Source organism: Marinobacter sp. DS40M6, assembly GCF_028581595.1.
Classification (GTDB): Bacteria; Pseudomonadota; Gammaproteobacteria; order Pseudomonadales; family Oleiphilaceae; genus Marinobacter; species Marinobacter salarius.
Genome location: NZ_JAFCAE010000003.1, coordinates 616,195 through 634,911, shown reverse-complemented (window position 1 = coordinate 634,911; position 18,717 = coordinate 616,195). Strand labels below are relative to the sequence as shown.

Here is an 18,717-nt window from a genome sequence, read left to right as displayed (position 1 = left end):
TCAGGTGTCTCTCCGTTGTCAGGGGCCGGCGTATTCGAATGGGGAGTAGAGCGCTGTCCGCGCGCTCATATCCAGATCGATGCCGTGATTCCGATGGCGCAAACTCCGTGACTTCGCAACGACCAGTGAGTGGCCCGGAGCGACGGCCAGTGGGTGGTTGTCGATCGTGACCTTGCGTCCATTCTGGCCTTCGATCGCTTTGACATCGGCTTCATAGGACGAGCCGATGGTCAGATGCCGCCCGCCGTCATCAACGGAAAACCCGATGGGCTGTCTCTCGACAGCAAGAACGTCTCCGATCATGGAGGCCAGCAGTTCCGGGTGGCCGCCGGCCTTGCCGCCGAAGATATTGCCAAGCGCTTCCTGCTGTTGCTCATCGGCGCGTTGGTCGAGGTACAACACAACTTTCCAGTTGCCTTCTGCCATGGGCCCCGGGGCGTTGAGCGCAAGCGCAATGTTCAGATCATCAAGCGCCACCTCGCCGTAAGCTCCTTTCTTGATGTGCCAGCCTACCAGGGCCGAGCAGTCGCCTTCTGTCGGTGGCTCCAGGTAAATGCATGGGCAAGCGCCTTTGCATGTGCAACTTTCAAGATAGTCACCCTGAATTTGCCATTGGGTGCTCATCGTCGCCTCCTTACTCAAATTGAGGGTTGGTGTGCGGTTACTGCTATTGTCAGTTATAGCCCTGAATAGGTGTTTTGAGGTGATGAGGGGATGAGAATATCGTGAGAATGTAGCGGAGGGAGACGATCATGCCGCAACGGATGTCCGACATACTGGCGGCCCGGGCTCACCGGACGTTTGTAGGGCGCGATACAGAGCTTGGCGCCCTGGAAACCATGTTGATGCCAAAGGGGCCGAGGGTGTTACACGTTCACGGTATCGCCGGCATTGGTAAGTCCGCGTTGCTGGCGCGTTTCGCAACGATTGCCCGGGCCGGAGGAGCAACGGTTATCCTGCTTGATTGTCGCCATGTGGAGCCTACTGAGCAGGGTGTGCTCGGGGCGCTCGCGGAGGCCATTGGTGACACAGGATCGCGTGCCGGGGACATCGCTGATCGGTTGGGAGAGCTGGGCGGCGCTGTTGTACTGGCCTTCGATACCTTTGAAGTATTCAGGCTTCTGGATACCTGGTTGAGGCAGGTGTTCATTCCGCTATTGCCCGAAAACGTAAGGGTGGTTCTGGTGGGGCGACAGCAGCCTACCTCAGCCTGGTACGCGAGCCCGGGATGGGGGTGGTTAATGCGGGCTGTCCCGGTTTCCTCGTTGACCGACACAGAGGCGGAGAACTTCCTGCAGGGCCTGGGCCTGGAGCAGGCGGACATATCCCTGATCGCCCGCTGTACTCATGGCCATCCGTTGGCGTTGAAGCTCGCTGCGGCAGCCGTGAGGGAGGCCTCGCCGGAGCAATGGCCCACCGGTGCGCCCTTGCAGCGCGCCCTTGATGAACTCACACAGATTTTTCTTGAGGATGTTGGCGATGAGGTTACCCGGCAGGTGCTTGAGGGGGCGGCCGTTGTCCGCCGGGTAACCCTGTCGCTACTGCAAGCGCTGTTTCCGGATGTGCCGCCCCAGGATGCCTGGGAGAGGCTGCGTCGCTTGCCCATTGTGGTTGGCGCCAGCGATGGTCTGTTGATCCACGATGCGGTGCGAGAGGCCATTGCGCGTTCCCTGCATGCGAGTGATCCGGCGCGCTATCTCGAATACCGCCGTACAGCCTGGCGGCAATTGGCGACAGAGGCGGGCGTTGCCGGTGGCGGTGATCTCTGGCGATACACCGCCGACATGCTGTTCATGATTGAAAACCCAGTGGTGCGGGAAGCGTTCTTCCCGAGTGGTTCCCCCGCGTTCGCCGTAGAGCCGGCCCAGGCAGACGATGGACCTGCGCTGGAGGATATTACCCATACCTGGGAGGGAAGTGAGGCCGCCGGAGCTTTGATGGCGTGGTGGCGTCGTTTGCCCCAGGCATTCTCATCGGTCCGGGACGGTGAGGGCCGCATGGTAGGTTTCTACGGCAAGCTCCGTTCGGACGAGCTCCAGCCGGCCTGGCTGCTGGACGACCCGATAGCTGGCCAGTGGTATTCCCATCTCAAACAACATCCCATGCCCCGGGATGCCATTGCCCTGTTTTGCCGCCGCTGGTTGAGCATTGATGACGGAGACTCTCCGGGTGACGTACAGGCAGCGGTTTGGCTGGACCTGAAACGTGCCTACATGGAGCTCAGGCCCAGACTTCGCCGTGTTTACCTGACGGTCCGGGATATGGGCGCCTACGCTGCTGTCGCCAGACGGTTGGGTTTTGAAGTGCTGGAAGATCACACCGTTGTGTTGGATGGCCGACGCTACCATTCTGCCGTGCTCGATTTTGGCCCCGCCTCGGTGGACGGCTGGCTGGCGGACCTTGCAGCTGCGGAGCTTGGCGTTCGGCGTGGGAACGAACTGTTGGACCCGGACGCCCGGGAACTGGTACTCGAAACGGGCAGGGTAGCTCTGACGCCACTGGAATTCGGTGTCATGCGTTACCTGAATGCTCGTGAGGGCAAGGCCGTGTCGCGCAGTGAACTGTTGCGGGATGTATGGGGGACGCGATACGAGGGTGGCAGCAACGTGGTTGACGCGGTGGTTCGCACTTTGCGCAAGAAACTGGGGGATCAGGCTGCCCGGGTCGAAACCGTGTCTGGCGTCGGGTATCGGCTACGGCCAGGTGGGCAGACTAGCGCAGCCAGTTCCGGAGCTTGATCACCAGAAGTTCTGCGTCGGTCAGTGCCTGCCGGCGTTGTAGCAGTTGTGCCAACACAGCCGGTCGGTCGGTAATGATATTGTCCACTCCCATGTCGATGAAACGTGACATCGCCTGCGGCGTATTGACCGTCCAGACATGCAGTTCGTTGCCAGCACGGTGGGTGCGAGCCACTGTGGCGGGAGTGACACGGTTCTGTCGCAGGCCCAGTATGTCAAAGTGTTGCTCCCACAGCGGACCAACGATGAATTGTGCCAGCAGGCTGGTTTTAAGCGAAGGCTCCAGTTGTCGCGCTTCGGCCAGGACCCGCCATTCGGCGGCCGCAATCACCGTGTTCTCCACGGCATCCATGCGCTGCAGCATATGGACCACCTCCCTGGTCAAGTCGGGCGTCTCCGGGGCGGGCTTCAGATCGAGGTATAGATGGGCTTGTCCTCTGGTGGTTTCAATGACCTGTTCCAGGGTGGCGATTCGCTCATCGCTGAACGCAGGGCCGAACCACGAACCAGCGTCCCGGGCACGGGCCTCTTCCAGGGTGATATCGGAGATCCTGGCGTTCAGGCCGAAGACACGTCGCATGTCGGTATCGTGCCAAAGCACCGGCACGCCGTCTGCGGTCATGCGGATATCCACTTCAACGTAGTCGGCGCCATCCTCAATGGCTTGTCTTATGGCGCTCATGGTGTTTTCCGGCGCCTTGAAAGCACTGCCACGATGGGCAGTGATGGAAACATCGTCCCGGTGGTCGAAGGATTGCAGGACAAACCAGGCCTGGGTGGCGGCCAGGATGATGATTAAAAGCTCGGCCGACCACGCCAGTGGTGAGGCCCGCCGGGGCAGGGTTTGGGCAGTGCTGTGACGGTGGTGACCCGTTGCCTGCCTATACACGCTGTATATCAGCATGCTGTAGGCCGCCATGCCGGCAAAGGCGGCGGTGAGGGTGAACAGGATATAGAGCGCGATCAGGCCCAGGGTGACGGGCATCAGCACGCCCATTCGCTCCGGCAGGCTCGTTATGATCTCGCCTCCCGCTGCCTGGAACAGCCATGTAACCACGATGGGGATCAGCGCCAGGCCGACCAGGCCTGCGATGATTGCGCCCATCACAGGCAGGTGCTGGCCGTGGATATAGCGGCTACTTTGTCTGAGAGCGTCGCGCGCACCTCTGCGCTCCAGCAGGAGCAGGGGAACCGATAGTACCCAGCGCAGATAAAGCCAGCCGTTACATACGGCGATTCCCAGTGCTGCGACACCAGATATGCCCAGGAACCACCAGACTTCGGGTGGCCGTTCCAGCTTCAGATAGTAGATGTCGTGGGGTGAGATCAGCCACTGGTAACTCACCACTATGGCCAGCAGGAAAGGCACAGCGATCAGCGCATGGCCGCCCAATTGCAGCAGGGTGAGGGTGAGTAGTTGTTTGAAACGTCGCGCAAGAGCCCACAGCGTCGCAATGGCTATCCGGTATTCGCGGCCTCCGCCGGAGGCGGCAATCCAGGTCATGCCCGCCTGTTGAAGGATTACCAGGAGAGCGGTCAGGGTCGCCGTTGTGCTGATCCATAGTAAGCCGCCAGGGGACACCACAAACTGCACCAGCCCACCAGTGCTGATGGCGGCGTGACCGGTTATCGGCCGAAGCGCTGCCAGGGCGCTGGAAAAGAGCGGCGCAATGGCGGCCAGAACGAGGCCGGTGAAAAACAGATAAAAGACCAACAGCGCCCGGCGATGAACGTGCAGGAATGCCAGAGTGTGCAGTGCAAGAATCTTCATTCAGGTAGCCGTTCCCATATCGAAGTTTCAAGCTCAGGGGTCCTCTGCGGGCTTCATGAGGGCTGCCCTGTTGAACAATGCCGTGCGCTCATCGAACGTCAGGAATGGTTCGGCATTCGTCGCCTCAAGCGTGCCAAACAGCCGCTCCGGATTAAAGCGCCAAGTGGTGCAGTCGGTCATCAGTTCGCTGCAGCTCAGAAGCTGCCCCGATTCCCTCAGGAAATACTTGAGCCCAGTATAGGTGTCCGCCAACAGCAGGTCGCGTTGCTGTTTCGGTTGCTTGACCATCAGGCTCCGGCCAATCATGTCGCCGGCCTCTGTTCCGAGCCCCGTTGCATCCAGGATGGTGGGTGGAATATCGATTTGCGCCACGATCTGGTCGCGATTGGCGTAATCTTCGAGTGAATCGCTGTCCGGAGGACGTATCGCCAGCACACCAACGTTGCTGTTCAGAGGCACGGATTCATGATCCTTGCGAATGAATCCGCCGGACTCATCCGATGTGATAATGACTAAAGTGTCGTCAAGAATGCCGTCGGACGCCAGGTCGTCAAGAAACCGATTCAAGGCATCTTCCATGGTTCTCATGGCCTTCTTGCGCGCCTCCTGAGGCTCTGGTGTGATGTCCTCGGTGCTCAATTCGTCATCCAGTGGTTGTTGCTCCGGCTCTTTTCCGATTTTAAACGGGTGATGGGTCCCCACGTTCAGCAGGGTGACCATCCACGGGCCGGGCTTCTCATCAAGCTGTCGCAGACGCTTTGCAACGTTGCTGAAATAGATCGGATCAGGTGGCCCCCAACCTTCCACTTCTTCTTCGGGGCCGTTGAAGATCGTTGCGCCGGTGACGTCGATAAATCCGGCCTGCGGCATGAACTCACCCTTTTGCATGTAATCCAACGGCGCGGCCTGCCAGTAGGCCGTGTGGTAGCCATGTTCCTTCAGATGTTTGGGCATGCAGTCCACCACAACCCGGCCTTCAGCTACATCAACCATTTTCCGCGATTGCCGGCGGAAGTCCGGGTATTCGCCACACAAGATGGCAAAGGTGCCGCGATCTGTCTGGCGCTCCATGCTCAGCGAATTCCGGTAGATACGAAATCCATGACGGCGCAGGTTTTCTTCAAGGCTGGCCAGGGTAACGGTTGGGTCGAGATCGTGATAGCGGCTCAGGCTTGGGAAATAGCCGCCGGACATACCCTCAATCATGACCAGCAGCACGTTGGGGTGGTCCCTCACAATGGGGGCGGCAACCTGGTGACGAAAAAAACTCGCCGTCTGCAATGTTTTCAGGGCCTTTTCAGACCCGTTGAGCTCCTCGTCTTCCGTGGATAGTGCTGGGGCGAGTGGCCCGATGATCGCCCCTGGTATCTGGGCGAAGAAGCTGGCGACAACGTTGTTTGCGGGCGTTGTAAGGCTCTGGAACGACACGCCATAGACCGCGGCCACGAGCACCGCAACCACCACCTGCCCGGTCCTGCCCGCCGGCAGTGCTTCTGTGTCGATACGACGGTGCTGCCAATGAAGAATCCAGGCAAGGGAAAGGTAGACGGGAAGCCAAAGCGCGTGAATGTTGATCAGGCTGCCAGTCACAAAGGTCGGATCAACGCCCTTGCCAATCAGTGACAGCTGGAACAGGGTTCCGTGAACGGTAAGGTGCATACCGGCAACAAACGTTGCGCATCCCAGAACCACGACCAAAATAACCCTGGAAATGCCTCTGGTGATGCACAGCAAAACAGCGAGAACAAACGCACCGGCCAGGTCGCCGGCAATCATTGCCAGCGGATCGGGAACGACACCGCTTTGCAGCACATAGCTCGCCCTGACGACAACCAGCCAGCAGAAAGCCAAAACCAGTGTCTGGCGGAAATGTCTGGCCATGAGCCCAGAGAAAAATGTCATAGTGTGGTCCGGTATCGAGCGGCGGTTGAGGTCGTCAGCATTGGCGTGAATGGCCGGGCGCCAAACAAACAGGTTATCGCTACCGGCTGGAGGCTGGCAATGTCGCGGAACGTTTATGAATCACTGGTAATCGGATGGCTGATCATTTTTACCCTGTCAGGGTGCTCCGATGAAAAGGATCCCCCGCCTGCGGGAGCAGAATCGACAAGCGTGCAGGACCTAAGCGCACCTACGATTATGCTAAGTGACGCTGAACTCGACTGGGTAGGGCAGCAGATTTTTCGTAATGAATGTTCTGCGAAGAAAGCCTGCCTTGTGCACTGGAACAAAGGGGAAGCCTTTCCGTCGCTCGGTATCGGGCATTTTATCTGGTATCCGTCGGCAGTGGAGGGGCGGTTCGTAGAAAGCTTTCCCGCACTGATTCGGTACATGGCCAAGCGTGACGCACCATTGCCCCGCTGGCTTGCACGGCTGGATCCATTTGACGCGCCATGGCCCGACAGAGCCGCTTTTCTCGAGGTAGCAGATTCTGCGCGTGTTGCTGAGCTGAGGGAGTTTCTGCTGGCGACCCGGGATCTCCAGGCCGGCTTTATTGTCCAGCGGGCAAGTAGCTCCCTGTTACGCGTCATTCAGGCAGCTCCTGACGCCCAACGAGCACGTGTAAAGCGGCATCTTGAGGAACTGGTCAGCACGTCCGGCGGGGTTTATGCCGTCATTGACTATGTGAACTTCAAGGGGGAGGGGTTGTCCGCCACGGAGCAATACAACGGTGAAGGATGGGGGTTGTTACAGGTCCTTCTTGCCATGAAAGGCGATGACCGGCCGACCCTTGACCGATTCCGAAGCGCAGCCGCCTATGTATTGACCCGTCGGGCCGGGAACGCCGACGCTCCGATCGAACGAGAGCGCTGGCTGGCGGGCTGGCTCAGTCGTTTGGAAAGCTATCGGGAGCCGGATCATACTTTGGTCGCACCAAAATAATTCGTGAAAACTGGTCCAATTGGCGAACGCCTTCTACTTTATAGGGAAGTGGTTGAGAAATTGCCTGCCCTATGGTCTGTCAGCGCGTGCTGATGTGAGGCATTCGCTGCACAAAGTTGTGGCCTGTAGAGGTTGAAGACAGTATTCGAGGCTGCTTGTTTGATAAAACAAATACTATAAATCAACACGTTGGTATATCTGGCTCGTAAATTGCTCATATTCAGTGCACCTCTAACCAACGGAATTTTGGAGATAAGATAATGAAGAACGCCAAGTCGATTGCCGTCGGCGCAGCCATGCTGTGTGGAGTTTTTACCGCTTCGGTTGCTAGTGCGGCTACGACGCTTGAAAGCGTCAAGGAAAAAGGGCATTTGCAGTGTGGTGTAACAAGTGGTCTTCCGGGGTTTTCACAGCCGGACGACAAAGGTAACTGGACCGGTATAGACGTCGACACCTGTCGTGCCGTAGCCGCAGCGATTTTTGGGGACGCTAAGGCGGTCGAGTTCACGCCTTTGACCGCGAAAGAGCGTTTTACCGCACTCCAGTCGGGTGAAATAGACATGTTGTCCCGTAATACCACGTGGACGCTTACCCGGGATGCATCGCTGGGTCTCAACTTTGCCGGTGTTAACTACTACGACGGTCAGGGCTTCCTGGTGAACAAGGGCATTGGCGTGGACGATGCCACCCAACTGGACGGTGCGACTGTCTGTATCCAGGCCGGTACAACCACCGAGCTCAACCTGTCGGATTACTTCCGCGCCAAGGGCATGGAATACAAGCCCATTGTATTTGACACCTCTGAACAGACGGTCCAGGGCTTTGCGTCCGGTCGTTGTGACGTGCTGACCTCAGACCGTTCACAGCTTGCGGCACTTCGCTCCAAACTGTCCGACCCGGATTCCGCCAAGATCCTTCCCAACACCATCTCCAAGGAGCCCCTTGGACCGGTCGTACGCCAGGGCGATGACCAGTGGTTCAATATCGTGAAGTGGGTGTTGTCGGTACAGATCAACGCTGAAGAGCTGGGCGTTACCAGCGCCAACGTTGATGACATGCTGAAGTCTGACAACCCGAACATCCAGCGTCTGCTGGGCACTGACGGTGATATGGGAGCCAAACTCGGTCTGCCGGATGATTTTGGTGCCAAGGCCATCAAACAGGTCGGCAACTACGGCGAGATGTACGATCGTAACGTAGGCCCGGACACTCCGCTTGGCCTGGAGCGGGGCATCAACGCCCTGTGGACCGAAGGCGGTGTTATGTACGCGCCTCCGGTACGTTAATACCTGAAAGCACCCAGTGGGCGCGCTCCCGTTGGAGCCGCCCACTGACATCTGTGATTCGTTTCGTCGCGGGCTAGCTTTCCGGGAACATGCATGAAAAAACAAACCTTTGATTCCAAACCTGCGGGGCCAAAGCCCTGGTACGACCCGCGGGTTCGCGCTATTTTTTTCCAGGTAGTAGCCATTGCCCTCGTCTTCTGGGGTGGCTGGATTCTTATCGACAATACGCTTTCCAATATGGAAAGCCGTGGCATTAGCACCGGTTTCGGGTTCCTTGATGAATCAGCCGGGTTCGGCATCATCATGAGCCTGGTCCCTTACGACGCCACCATGTCGTACGGTCGAACCTTTTGGGTCGGCCTGACCAATACCCTTCTGGTATCGGCAATGGGTGTGGTGACCGCCACTATCCTCGGTTTCATCATCGGTGTCGCCAGGCTTTCAAGTAACTGGCTGGTTGCCAAAGTCTCTCTGGCTTATATCGAAGTGATCCGCAACATCCCCCTGCTGCTGCAGATTTTCTTCTGGTACTTTGCGGTGCTCAGCAGCCTGCCTTCACCGCGCCAGAGTGTGGACGTCGGCGGAGCTTTTTTCCTCAACAATCGTGGCCTGTATGTGCCGGAGCCGGTGACTCAGGATGGCTTTGGTCTGGTGTGGGGAGGCGTTCTCGCGGCCATTGCAGCCGTCATTGGCATTCGTATATGGGCCAAGAGGCGCCAACTGGCGACCGGAGCGATTTTCCCAACGTTCAAGGTGGGCGTGGGCATTCTGGTTCTGGTTCCGATAGTGTCGTACCTCCTCGCCGGTCAGCCCCTGGAATGGGATTTGCCAGCACTGAAGGGCTTCAATTTCGGTGGTGGCATTTCCATCATTCCGGAACTGGCGGCGCTATGGATTGCCTTGTCCCTGTACACCGCCAGCTTCATCGCGGAAATCGTTCGGTCCGGCATCCTCTCGGTCAGCAAGGGGCAGACTGAGGCATCGAAGGCACTAGGCCTTCCGAATGGTCTTACGCTCAGGTTGGTGGTGATTCCCCAGGCGATGCGGGTGATTATCCCGCCGTTGACGAGCCAATATCTTAACCTGGTGAAGAACTCCTCACTCGCCACGGCCATCGGTTACCCCGATCTGGTCGCGGTGTTCATGGGAACCACGCTGAACCAGACCGGCCAGGCCGTGGAAGTTGTGGCCATTACCATGGCTGTTTATCTCACCATCAGCCTGTTGATCTCCCTGTTTATGAATATCTATAACCGGGCTGTAGCGATTAAGGAGCGATGATGGCTGAGTCAACCATGAAGGCGCCGAAAAAACGCATTGATCCTGTCCGGTGGGCGCGGGAGAACCTGTTTTCAAGCTGGCACAACACGATTCTGACCCTGTTGGTGGGCTACCTGATCGTGACCAGCGTGGGTCCCTTGCTCAATTGGGTATTGCTGGATGCGAACTTCCAGGGCAGTGACCCGAGTGACTGTACCGGAGCGGGGGCCTGCTGGCTGTTTATCAATCAGCGGCTTAATTTCTTTATCTACGGGTTCTACCCCGAGGAATTCCAGTGGCGCGTGGACATTATGTTCGGCCTGCTGGCACTGTCTTTCGCGCCTCAGTTCATTGAACGCTTTCCGGGCCGTAAATGGCTGGGGTTGTTCGGACTGACCGGGCTGCCGATTGTCGGCTACTTCCTGGTTCCGGGTGGCGTATTTGGCCTGGAGGAGGTTCAGAGTTCGAAGTGGGGTGGGCTGATGCTGACGCTGATTCTGGCGTATATCGGCATCATTGCCTCGCTGCCGATTGGCACCTTGCTGGCACTGGGACGTCGCTCCGAGATGCCGATCATCCGTGGGCTTTGTGTGGTTTTCATCGAAGTGTGGCGAGCAGTTCCGTTAATCACGGTACTGTTCATGGCCTCGGTGATGCTGCCGTTGTTCCTACCGGAAGGTATGAACTTCGAGAAGCTGGCGCGCGCGCTCATCGGCATCACGCTCTGGCAGTCCGCCTATATGGCGGAGGTCATTCGTGGCGGCCTGCAGGCCATTCCCCGTGGACAGTACGAAGCCGCCAGTGCGCTGGGCCTTGGGTACTGGAAGAAAATGGGACTGATTATCCTGCCCCAGGCGCTCAAGCTCGTTATTCCTGGCATCGTTAACACGTTTATCTCGTTGTTCAAGGACACAACGCTGGTGCTGATTATCGGGCTGTTCGATATTCTCGGCACCGTTCAATCGACGGTTACGGACCCCGCCTGGCAGAACGTGGCTGTGGAGGGGTATGTCTTTGTGGCGTTCTGTTTCTGGGTGTTTTGCTTCGGCATCTCCCGATACAGCCAGAACCTTGAACGCAAACTCGATACCGGTCACAGAACCTGATGGGTAAACCAATGACAGAACAAACGCAAACTCCTGAAACACAATCGTCACCGTCCTCAGACGTTGGCAAGTCCGACATTATTCGGGTGGAGGGCATGCACAAGTGGTACGGCGATTTCCACGTGTTGCAGGACCTCAACCTGACAGTCCGCCACGGTGAGCGGATCGTTATATGTGGCCCATCCGGTTCGGGTAAATCCACGTTCATTCGCTGCATTAACCGATTGGAAGAGCATCAGCAGGGCAAGATCATTGTCGACGACGTGGAACTGACGGACGATGTGCGCCAGATCGACAGCGTCCGGCGAGAGGTTGGCATGGTGTTTCAGCATTTCAACCTGTTCCCGCATTTGACGGTGCTCGAGAACTGCTGCCTGTCACCGATCTGGGTGCGGAAAACGCCGCGCAAGGAAGCCGAGGCCACGGCGATGGAATACCTGGAGCGGGTAAAGATCCCGGACCAGGCCAACAAATTTCCAGGCCAGCTTTCCGGCGGTCAGCAACAGCGGGTGGCTATCGCCAGGGCGCTGTGTATGAAGCCGAAAATCATGCTGTTTGACGAGCCGACGTCCGCGCTGGACCCTGAGATGATCAAGGAGGTGCTGGACGTCATGATTGAACTGGCCGGTAGCGGCATGACCATGTTGTGCGTCACCCATGAAATGGGCTTCGCCAAGACGGTGGCTGACCGGGTGATCTTCATGGACGGCGGTGAAATCGTTGAAGAGGCGCCGCCTCACGATTTCTTCAACAACCCGCAGGAACCCAGAACCCAGAAGTTCCTGAAGCAAATCCTGCAGCATTGAACGGCCTGCAACACCTAACGGAAAGAGCCGGGCGTCGCCCGGCTCTTTTTACAGTGGTTGTTTGGTAAGAACCGGTTCCTTGTCCGGTTCTACCTCCAGCCACCAGACGTTCTCGTCCCAGTCTCCCAGCACAATCCGCTTTGCCGGCTTACCGCCTGCCTCCAGCTCGTGAACCGCCGGACGGTGGGTATGGCCGTGGATCAGTCGTTGCACCCCGTGCGCCTCCATTTCCTTCACCACCTCATCCGCGGTGACGTCCATAATGAACTCTTCCTTGCCCTGGTTCTTGGCCATGCTGATTTCCCGTAATTGACGGGCCATCTGCTGACGTTCGGCCAGGGGTCGTTGGAGAATCATCTGCTGCCATTGCGGGTTGCGCATGTTGGCGCGGAATTTTTGGTACTCCACATCCGCGGTACACAGGCTGTCACCGTGCATTAGCAGGGTAGGCGTGCCGTAAAGATCCACCACCGTTGGGTCATCCAGTAGAGTGGCGCCGATTCGGTTGCAGTAATCTTCGCCAATCAGAAAGTCCCGGTTTCCGTGCATCAGGTACAACCTGGTGCCCGAGTCACTGACCGCGCGCAGTGCCGCCGCAATCTGCTCCTGCAGGGGCGTTCGCTCGTCATCGCCAATCCAGGCTTCGAAAAAGTCGCCGAGAATGTAGAGTTGCTCCACCCCTAGGGCCTTCTCTTCAAGGAATCCCAAAAACGCGTTGGTGATGTCCGGGCGGGACTCTTCCAGGTGTAAATCTGAGATGAACAGCGTGGTCACGCCGCGCCTCCGTCCCCTGTGATTTCGGCTTTCTCGATCACCACATCTTCTGCAGGCACATCCTGATGGCCTGCACGCATAGTGGTACGCACCGCGCGAATGGCATTAACGGTTTCCATGCCTTCCACAACCTTGCCGAAAACGCAGTAGCCCCAGCCTTCGGCATTCTCGGCGGTGTGGTCGAGGAAGCCGTTGTTCTCGACGTTGATGAAGAACTGCGCCGTGGCGGAGTGCGGGTCCATGGTGCGGGCCATGGCAACGGTGCCCTGCATATTGCTGAGGCCGTTGTTGGCTTCGTTTTGAATGGGCTCGCGGGTCTTTCGCGGGGTCATCCCCGGTTCAAAGCCGCCACCCTGAATCATGAAGTTGCTGATGACACGGTGGAAAATCAGCCCGTCATAGAAACCGTCGCGAACGTACTGTTCGAAGTTTTTGGCAGTCTCGGGGGCCTTGTCGTAATCCAGTTCCAGAGTGATGTCACCGTGGGAGGTTTTCAGCAGAATCATCAGGGTTTCCTGTTCAAGTAGGTATTAAAAGCAACGTGGCTGTTATTGTACTGAAGAGTTTGTACGCGTGCATGAGTTAGGCAATGATTTGTGAGTATAATACGCGGTTTCAGATACACACCCTACGATTGAGATTGTATGAGCGCCGAGTCCAAGAAAGCCCATAACTTCATCCAGAGCCTGATCGAAGACGCCGTTGCCAAAGGCGAACACACGGGTAAGGTTGTGACCCGTTTTCCGCCCGAGCCGAATGGTTACCTGCACATCGGCCACGCCAAATCCATTTGCCTGAATTTCGGCATTGCGGAAACCTTTGGCGGTGAATGCACGTTGCGGTTTGATGATACTAATCCGGAAAAGGAATCCCAGGAGTATATTGACTCCATCAAGAAGGATGTTCATTGGCTGGGTTGTGAATGGAGCGGAGAGGTTCGCTACGCTTCGGACTATTTTGACGCCATTTACGACTTTGCCGTTGAGTTGATTGAAAAGGGCAAAGCCTATGTGTGCGCGCTGACTGCCGATCAGATGGCCGAGTACCGGGGTACGCTTAAAGAACCGGGCCAGAACAGCCCCTATCGTGACCGGCCGGTGGAAGAAAACCTTCAGCTGTTCCGCGATATGCGCGCCGGTAAGTATCAGAACGGTGAGCTGGTGCTGCGCGCCAAAATCGATATGGCCTCCCCGAACATCAATCTGCGGGACCCGATTCTGTACCGGATTCGTTATGCCGACCATCACCAGACTGGCGATAAATGGTGCATCTATCCGATGTATGACTTCACCCACCCGATTTCCGACGCCATGGAGGGGATTACGCACTCCCTGTGCACACTGGAATTCGAGGATCATCGCCCGCTCTATGATTGGGTGCTGGACAACATCTCAGCTCCCTGCCAGCCACGGCAGATCGAATTTGCCCGGCTGAATCTCAATTACACCATCACCAGCAAGCGCAAACTCAAGCGTTTGGTGGACGAAGGCTTTGTGGATAGCTGGAATGACCCACGCATGCCCACCATCTCCGGAATGCGCCGCCGTGGTTATACCCCGGAGTCCGTCCGTACCTTCTGTGACATGATCGGTGTCAACAAGGCCGGCGGCACTGTGGATATGGGGATGCTGGAGCACGCCATCCGCGAAGACCTGAACACCCGTTCGCCCCGCGCCATGTGCGTAATGCGGCCGTTGAAGGTGACACTGACCAATTACCCGGAAGACAAGACCGAAACCCTGGTGTTGCCGGTTCACCCTCAGAACCCGGACATGGGCGAGCGTGAAGTGACCTGGAGCCAGACCCTGTACATCGACCGGGAAGATTTCGCGGAAGAACCGCCCCGTAAATGGAAACGTCTTGCTCCGGATCAGGCGGTGCGTCTGCGTGGCGGATACGTCATGACCTGCCGTGAGGTTATCCGTGACGACAGCGGTGAGATTGTTGAACTGAAATGCGAGTACGATCCCAATACCCTCGGCGTTAACCCCGAAGGCTACAAACCGAACGGTGTCGTTCATTGGGTGTCGGCCACTGACAGCGTTGAGACGGATATCAATCAATACGACCGCCTGTTCAACCATGAGTCGCCGGACAGTGATAAAGAGACTGACTTTGTGGACCTGATCAACCCGGAATCTCTGGTGGTCCTCAAAGGCGCCAGAGTAGAGAAGAGTTTGGCCCAGCCCCGTACTGATTTGCCATATCAGTTCGAGCGTGAGGGGTATTTCTTCTGCGATCAGGAGCTGACTGAGGCAGCAGGCTGTCCGGTGTTTAACCGTACCGTGACCCTCAGGGATTCCTGGGGCAAGGGCAAGTAAGTTCGGTGATACATTCATTCAATTATTTAACGAGCGTAGCGTGATTAGAATCTACAACACCCTTAGTCAGCAAAAGGAAGAGTTCCAGCCGATCGAACCAGGAAAGGTTCGCATGTATGTCTGCGGCATGACGGTATATGACTACTGTCATTTGGGGCATGCGCGGGTGTTGGTGGCGTTTGATGTGATCACGCGGTACCTGCGTCACAGCGGCTACGATGTCCAATACGTGCGCAATATCACCGACATCGACGACAAGATCCTGCGCCGGGCTGACGAGAATGGCGAAGTTTATAGCGACCTCACCAAGCGCATGATCAAGGCCATGCACGAGGATGAGGCCAAGCTGGGTGTTTTGTCGCCTACAGAGGAGCCGTGTGCGACCGAATACATTAATGACATTGTGGCCATGATCCACAAGCTCGTTTCAGGCGGTCATGCCTATGCTGCCGATAACGGCGACGTCTACTTCTCCGTAGAGTCGTACTCCGATTACGGCAAACTCAGCAAGAAAAAGCTTGAAGACCTTGTGGCTGGCGCAAGGGTGGATGTTCAGGAAGCCAAGCGCAGCCCGGCGGATTTCGTGCTTTGGAAAGCCGCCAAAGAGGGTGAGGTAAGTTGGCCTTCGCCTTGGGGAGATGGCCGTCCAGGCTGGCATATCGAATGTTCCGCCATGTCTAACCGCTGCCTCGGCGAAACCTTCGACATCCACGGCGGCGGGCCGGATTTGTTGTTCCCGCACCATGAGAATGAAATTGCCCAGTCCGAGTGTGCCAATGGTCACACATTCGTGAACACCTGGATGCACGCCGGTGCTATTCGGGTGAACAAGGAGAAAATGTCCAAGTCCCTGGGCAATTTCTTCACCATCCGTGAGATCTTTGAGAAGTATGCGCCGGAGGTGGTGCGTTACTTCCTGGTGTCCAGTCATTACCGCAGTCAGGTGGATTACTCGGAAGAAAATCTCGCGGAAGCAGGGCGTACGCTCACCCGGCTCTATCATGCCCTGCGTGGTCTGGTGCCGGCCAAGAACGTGGCGGAAACGGAACACGACCAGCGTTTTGCCGAGGCCATGAATGACGACTTCAACACCGCAGGAGCCATTGCGGTTCTTCATGCTGTCGCTAATGAAATCAACCTGGACCGCAGGGAAGGGCGCGACGAAAAGGCTAACCAGCAAGCGGCAGTGCTTGTAAGGCTCGGGGGTATTCTGGGTTTGTTGCAGCAGGACCCGGAAGCCTACTTCCAGGCCGACACTGGCGGCGAGCTCAGTGCAGACGACATTGAGGCGATGATCCAGGCCCGAGCCGATGCGCGGAAGCAGAAAGATTTCGCCGAGGCGGACCGTATAAGGGATGAGTTGGCCGATAAAGGCATTATCCTGGACGACAGTCGCGAAGGCACCAGCTGGCGCAGGGGATGATGTCAACCAAAGGTCGTGTTGTTGGCGCGGGAATGACCTTGTAGGGAAATTCCCGTACAATACCGCCCTCGAATTATAACGGCCCTGACGGGTAAACCCGTAAAAAGGGCAGGGAATACAGTAACCCACTGAGGCAAACAACGATGACAGAACGCGTACAAGTCGGCGACCTTCAGGTCGCAAAGAACCTGTTCGATTTCGTTAATAACGAAGCAATTCCGGGCACGGGTGTCGACGCTGACAAATTCTGGGCCGAGTTCGACAAGATTGTTCACGAATTGGCTCCCCGCAACAAAGAGCTGCTTGCCAAGCGCGACGACATCCAGGAGAAAATGGACACCTGGAATCGTGACCACAAGGGCCAGAAGCTCGACATGGCCGAGTACAAGTCGTTCCTGAAGGATATCGGCTACCTGGTTGATGAGCCTGGCGACTTCAAAATCTCCACCTCAAATGTGGATCCGGAAGTGGCCACCATGGCGGGTCCCCAGCTTGTGGTTCCGGTGATGAACGCCCGTTTTGCACTGAACGCTGCCAACGCCCGTTGGGGTAGCCTTTATGACGCGCTGTACGGCACCGATGCGATCTCCGAGGAAAACGGCGCCGAAAAAGGCCGTGGCTATAACCCGGTTCGTGGTGCCAAGGTCATTGAATTTGCGCGCAACCTTCTGGACAGTTCCGCTCCGCTGGCTTCTGGCAGCCACAAAGACGCAGCCCAGTATCTGGTTGAGGGTGGCAAGCTGGTGGTCAAGTTGCAGAACGGTGAGTCTACCGGCCTGAAAGACGAGTCCGGCTTTGTGGGTTACACCGGAGGCGCCGATGCACCCACGGGCGTGCTGTTGGTCAAGAATGGCATGCATTTCGAGATTCAGGTCGATGCCAGCCATCCGATCGGGAAGGATGACGGGGCGCATGTAAAAGATGTGCTGATGGAGTCGGCTCTGACCACCATCATGGACTGTGAGGATTCTGTCGCTGCCGTGGATGCGGATGATAAGGCTCTGGCCTACCGCAACTGGTTGGGGCTGATGAAGGGCGATCTGGAAGAAACCTTCGAGAAAGGCGGCCAGCAAACCACCCGCAAGATGCACGGTGATCGTGCCTACACCAAGCCGGAAGGCGGAGAGCTGGTGCTGAAAGGCCGCAGCCTGATGTTTGTGCGTAACGTGGGTCACCTGATGACCAACCCGGCCATCCTGCTGAAAGACGGCAGTGAAGTGCCTGAGGGGCTGATGGACGGCCTCATGACCTCACTGATCGCGATTCACGACCTCAAAGGCACTGGAAAGCTGCAGAACAGCACCACCGGCTCGGTTTACATTGTTAAGCCGAAGATGCACGGGCCTGAAGAAGTGGCGTTTACCAATGAGTTCTTCGGTCGTGTTGAAGATGCGCTTGGTCTGCCGGCCTTCACCCTGAAAGTTGGCATCATGGACGAAGAGCGGCGCACCACCGTTAACCTCAAGTCCTGTATCCATGCCGCCAGGGAGCGTGCCGTATTCATCAATACCGGCTTCCTTGACCGCACTGGTGACGAAATCCACACGTCCATGGAGTTGGGGCCGTTTATCCGCAAGGGGCCGATGAAGCAGGCTGCCTGGATTCAGGCCTACGAGCAGTGGAACGTGGACGTCGGGCTGGAAACCGGTTTCCGAGGTGTTGCCCAGATCGGTAAAGGTATGTGGGCGATGCCGGACCTGATGGCGGGTATGCTGGAAGCCAAGATTGGCCACCCGAAAGCCGGCGCCAATACCGCGTGGGTTCCATCACCAACAGCGGCTACATTGCACGCCACCCATTATCATCAGGTGAGCGTTGCGGATATCCAGCAAGAGCTGGAAAGTCGCACCCGTGCCAACCTGGATGACATCCTGACCGTGCCTGTAATGGACGACCCGAAATCTCTGTCGGCGGAAGAAATTCAGCAGGAGCTGGACAACAACGCCCAGGGTATTCTTGGTTACGTGGTGCGCTGGATCGACAGCGGTGTCGGTTGCTCCAAGGTTCCCGATATCAATGACGTGGGCCTGATGGAAGACCGCGCTACCCTGCGTATCGCTTCGCAGTTGCTGACTAACTGGCTCTACCATGGCATCTGCACCGAAGAGCAGATCAATGAAACCATGAAGCGCATGGCAGCGGTGGTTGATCGCCAGAATGCGAACGACCCGTCCTACCGTGACATGGCGCCGGAGTTTGAGGGCAGCATTGCCTTCCAGGCCGCCATGGATCTGGTTCTCAAGGGCCGTGAACAGCCAAATGGCTATACCGAGCCGCTTCTGCACGCCTATCGTCTGAAGGCGAAAGAGAAGTACGGTCAGTAATCCGGGCCGGTGATAAAAAAACCCC

The 18,717-nt window shown here is 57.2% G+C and carries 14 protein-coding genes; 9 read left to right on the top strand and 5 right to left on the bottom strand.

Annotated features, from left to right (window positions below; translation table 11 throughout):
* Nucleotides 1-18 precede the first annotated feature (18 nt).
* A complete protein-coding gene (locus JJO78_RS10515; protein WP_126812249.1) occupies nt 19-624 on the bottom strand; it encodes a DUF1326 domain-containing protein in 606 nt (201 codons plus the stop codon).
* Between the two features lie 128 nt (nt 625-752).
* Here JJO78_RS10515 and JJO78_RS10510 point away from each other — a divergent pair, with 128 nt between their 5' ends.
* Nucleotides 753-2,738, top strand: a complete 1,986-nt coding sequence (locus JJO78_RS10510) for a winged helix-turn-helix domain-containing protein (RefSeq protein WP_273623623.1) — start codon at nt 753-755, stop codon at nt 2,736-2,738.
* On the opposite strand, the gene JJO78_RS10505 is transcribed toward JJO78_RS10510, so the two are convergent.
* A complete protein-coding gene (locus tag JJO78_RS10505) occupies nt 2,713-4,509 on the bottom strand; it encodes a glycerophosphodiester phosphodiesterase family protein (protein ID WP_273623622.1) in 1,797 nt (598 codons plus the stop codon). The genes JJO78_RS10510 and JJO78_RS10505 overlap by 26 nt on opposite strands.
* 33 nt (nt 4,510-4,542) lie before the next feature.
* Nucleotides 4,543-6,411 carry an LTA synthase family protein gene (locus tag JJO78_RS10500; RefSeq protein ID WP_136633814.1) on the bottom strand — a complete coding sequence of 623 codons (1,869 nt, stop codon included), beginning with the start codon at nt 6,409-6,411 and terminating at the stop codon, nt 4,543-4,545.
* A 99-nt stretch (nt 6,412-6,510) separates the two neighbouring features.
* Between JJO78_RS10500 and JJO78_RS10495 the strand changes: the two genes are divergently transcribed.
* The 5 genes from JJO78_RS10495 to JJO78_RS10475 all read left to right on the top strand — a co-directional run bounded on the left by JJO78_RS10495 (nt 6,511) and on the right by JJO78_RS10475 (nt 11,850).
* Nucleotides 6,511-7,392: a hypothetical protein gene (locus JJO78_RS10495; RefSeq protein WP_337251848.1), complete on the top strand. Its 882-nt coding sequence runs from the start codon at nt 6,511-6,513 to the stop codon at nt 7,390-7,392.
* A 260-nt stretch (nt 7,393-7,652) separates the two neighbouring features.
* Nucleotides 7,653-8,678, top strand: coding sequence for an amino acid ABC transporter substrate-binding protein (locus JJO78_RS10490; RefSeq protein WP_126812256.1), 1,026 nt, complete (start codon nt 7,653-7,655; stop codon nt 8,676-8,678).
* A gap of 93 nt (nt 8,679-8,771) precedes the next feature.
* Nucleotides 8,772-9,959, top strand: coding sequence for an amino acid ABC transporter permease (locus JJO78_RS10485; protein ID WP_085680117.1), 1,188 nt, complete (start codon nt 8,772-8,774; stop codon nt 9,957-9,959).
* Nucleotides 9,959-11,044, top strand: a complete 1,086-nt coding sequence (locus tag JJO78_RS10480; RefSeq protein ID WP_273623620.1) for an amino acid ABC transporter permease — start codon at nt 9,959-9,961, stop codon at nt 11,042-11,044. The genes JJO78_RS10485 and JJO78_RS10480 overlap by 1 nt, the downstream gene beginning before the upstream one ends.
* A 95-nt stretch (nt 11,045-11,139) precedes the next feature.
* The gene (locus JJO78_RS10475) at nt 11,140-11,850 is read left to right on the top strand and encodes an amino acid ABC transporter ATP-binding protein (protein ID WP_087149016.1); all 711 of its coding nucleotides are present in this window, start codon (nt 11,140-11,142) and stop codon (nt 11,848-11,850) included.
* A 48-nt stretch (nt 11,851-11,898) separates the two neighbouring features.
* Here JJO78_RS10475 and JJO78_RS10470 read toward each other — a convergent pair whose 3' ends face one another.
* Nucleotides 11,899-12,624: a UDP-2,3-diacylglucosamine diphosphatase gene (locus tag JJO78_RS10470; RefSeq protein WP_075196092.1), complete on the bottom strand. Its 726-nt coding sequence runs from the start codon at nt 12,622-12,624 to the stop codon at nt 11,899-11,901.
* Nucleotides 12,621-13,130 carry a peptidylprolyl isomerase gene (locus JJO78_RS10465; RefSeq protein ID WP_041333789.1) on the bottom strand — a complete coding sequence of 170 codons (510 nt, stop codon included), beginning with the start codon at nt 13,128-13,130 and terminating at the stop codon, nt 12,621-12,623. Before JJO78_RS10465 ends, JJO78_RS10470 begins: the two co-directional genes overlap by 4 nt.
* A 138-nt stretch (nt 13,131-13,268) precedes the next feature.
* On the opposite strand from JJO78_RS10465, the gene JJO78_RS10460 reads away from it, so the two are divergent.
* From JJO78_RS10460 to JJO78_RS10450, 3 genes are all read left to right on the top strand, one after another.
* Complete coding sequence (locus JJO78_RS10460) at nt 13,269-14,945, top strand: glutamine--tRNA ligase/YqeY domain fusion protein (protein ID WP_151982501.1); 1,677 nt, start codon at nt 13,269-13,271, stop codon at nt 14,943-14,945.
* A 40-nt stretch (nt 14,946-14,985) separates the two neighbouring features.
* Complete coding sequence (cysS, locus tag JJO78_RS10455) at nt 14,986-16,368, top strand: cysteine--tRNA ligase (protein WP_151982499.1); 1,383 nt, start codon at nt 14,986-14,988, stop codon at nt 16,366-16,368.
* 143 nt (nt 16,369-16,511) lie between these two features.
* The gene (locus tag JJO78_RS10450; RefSeq protein ID WP_075196089.1) at nt 16,512-18,692 is read left to right on the top strand and encodes a malate synthase G; all 2,181 of its coding nucleotides are present in this window, start codon (nt 16,512-16,514) and stop codon (nt 18,690-18,692) included.
* Nucleotides 18,693-18,717: the final 25 nt, after the last annotated feature.

Bases quoted from the DNA above. Each gene is read 5' to 3' on its own strand.
- JJO78_RS10450 (WP_075196089.1), top strand. From the start codon at position 16,512: ATGACAGAACGCGTACAAGTCGGCGACCTTCAGGTCGCAAAGAACCTG.
- JJO78_RS10460 (WP_151982501.1), top strand. From the start codon at position 13,269: ATGAGCGCCGAGTCCAAGAAAGCCCATAACTTCATCCAGAGCCTGATC.
- JJO78_RS10465 (WP_041333789.1), bottom strand. From the start codon at position 13,130: ATGATTCTGCTGAAAACCTCCCACGGTGACATCACTCTGGAACTGGAT.
- JJO78_RS10485 (WP_085680117.1), top strand. From the start codon at position 8,772: ATGAAAAAACAAACCTTTGATTCCAAACCTGCGGGGCCAAAGCCCTGG.
- JJO78_RS10480 (WP_273623620.1), top strand. From the start codon at position 9,959: ATGGCTGAGTCAACCATGAAGGCGCCGAAAAAACGCATTGATCCTGTC.
- JJO78_RS10475 (WP_087149016.1), top strand. From the start codon at position 11,140: ATGCACAAGTGGTACGGCGATTTCCACGTGTTGCAGGACCTCAACCTG.
- JJO78_RS10500 (WP_136633814.1), bottom strand. From the start codon at position 6,411: ATGACATTTTTCTCTGGGCTCATGGCCAGACATTTCCGCCAGACACTG.
- JJO78_RS10510 (WP_273623623.1), top strand. From the start codon at position 753: ATGCCGCAACGGATGTCCGACATACTGGCGGCCCGGGCTCACCGGACG.
- JJO78_RS10495 (WP_337251848.1), top strand. From the start codon at position 6,511: ATGTCGCGGAACGTTTATGAATCACTGGTAATCGGATGGCTGATCATT.
- JJO78_RS10505 (WP_273623622.1), bottom strand. From the start codon at position 4,509: ATGAAGATTCTTGCACTGCACACTCTGGCATTCCTGCACGTTCATCGC.
- JJO78_RS10515 (WP_126812249.1), bottom strand. From the start codon at position 624: ATGAGCACCCAATGGCAAATTCAGGGTGACTATCTTGAAAGTTGCACA.
- JJO78_RS10490 (WP_126812256.1), top strand. From the start codon at position 7,653: ATGAAGAACGCCAAGTCGATTGCCGTCGGCGCAGCCATGCTGTGTGGA.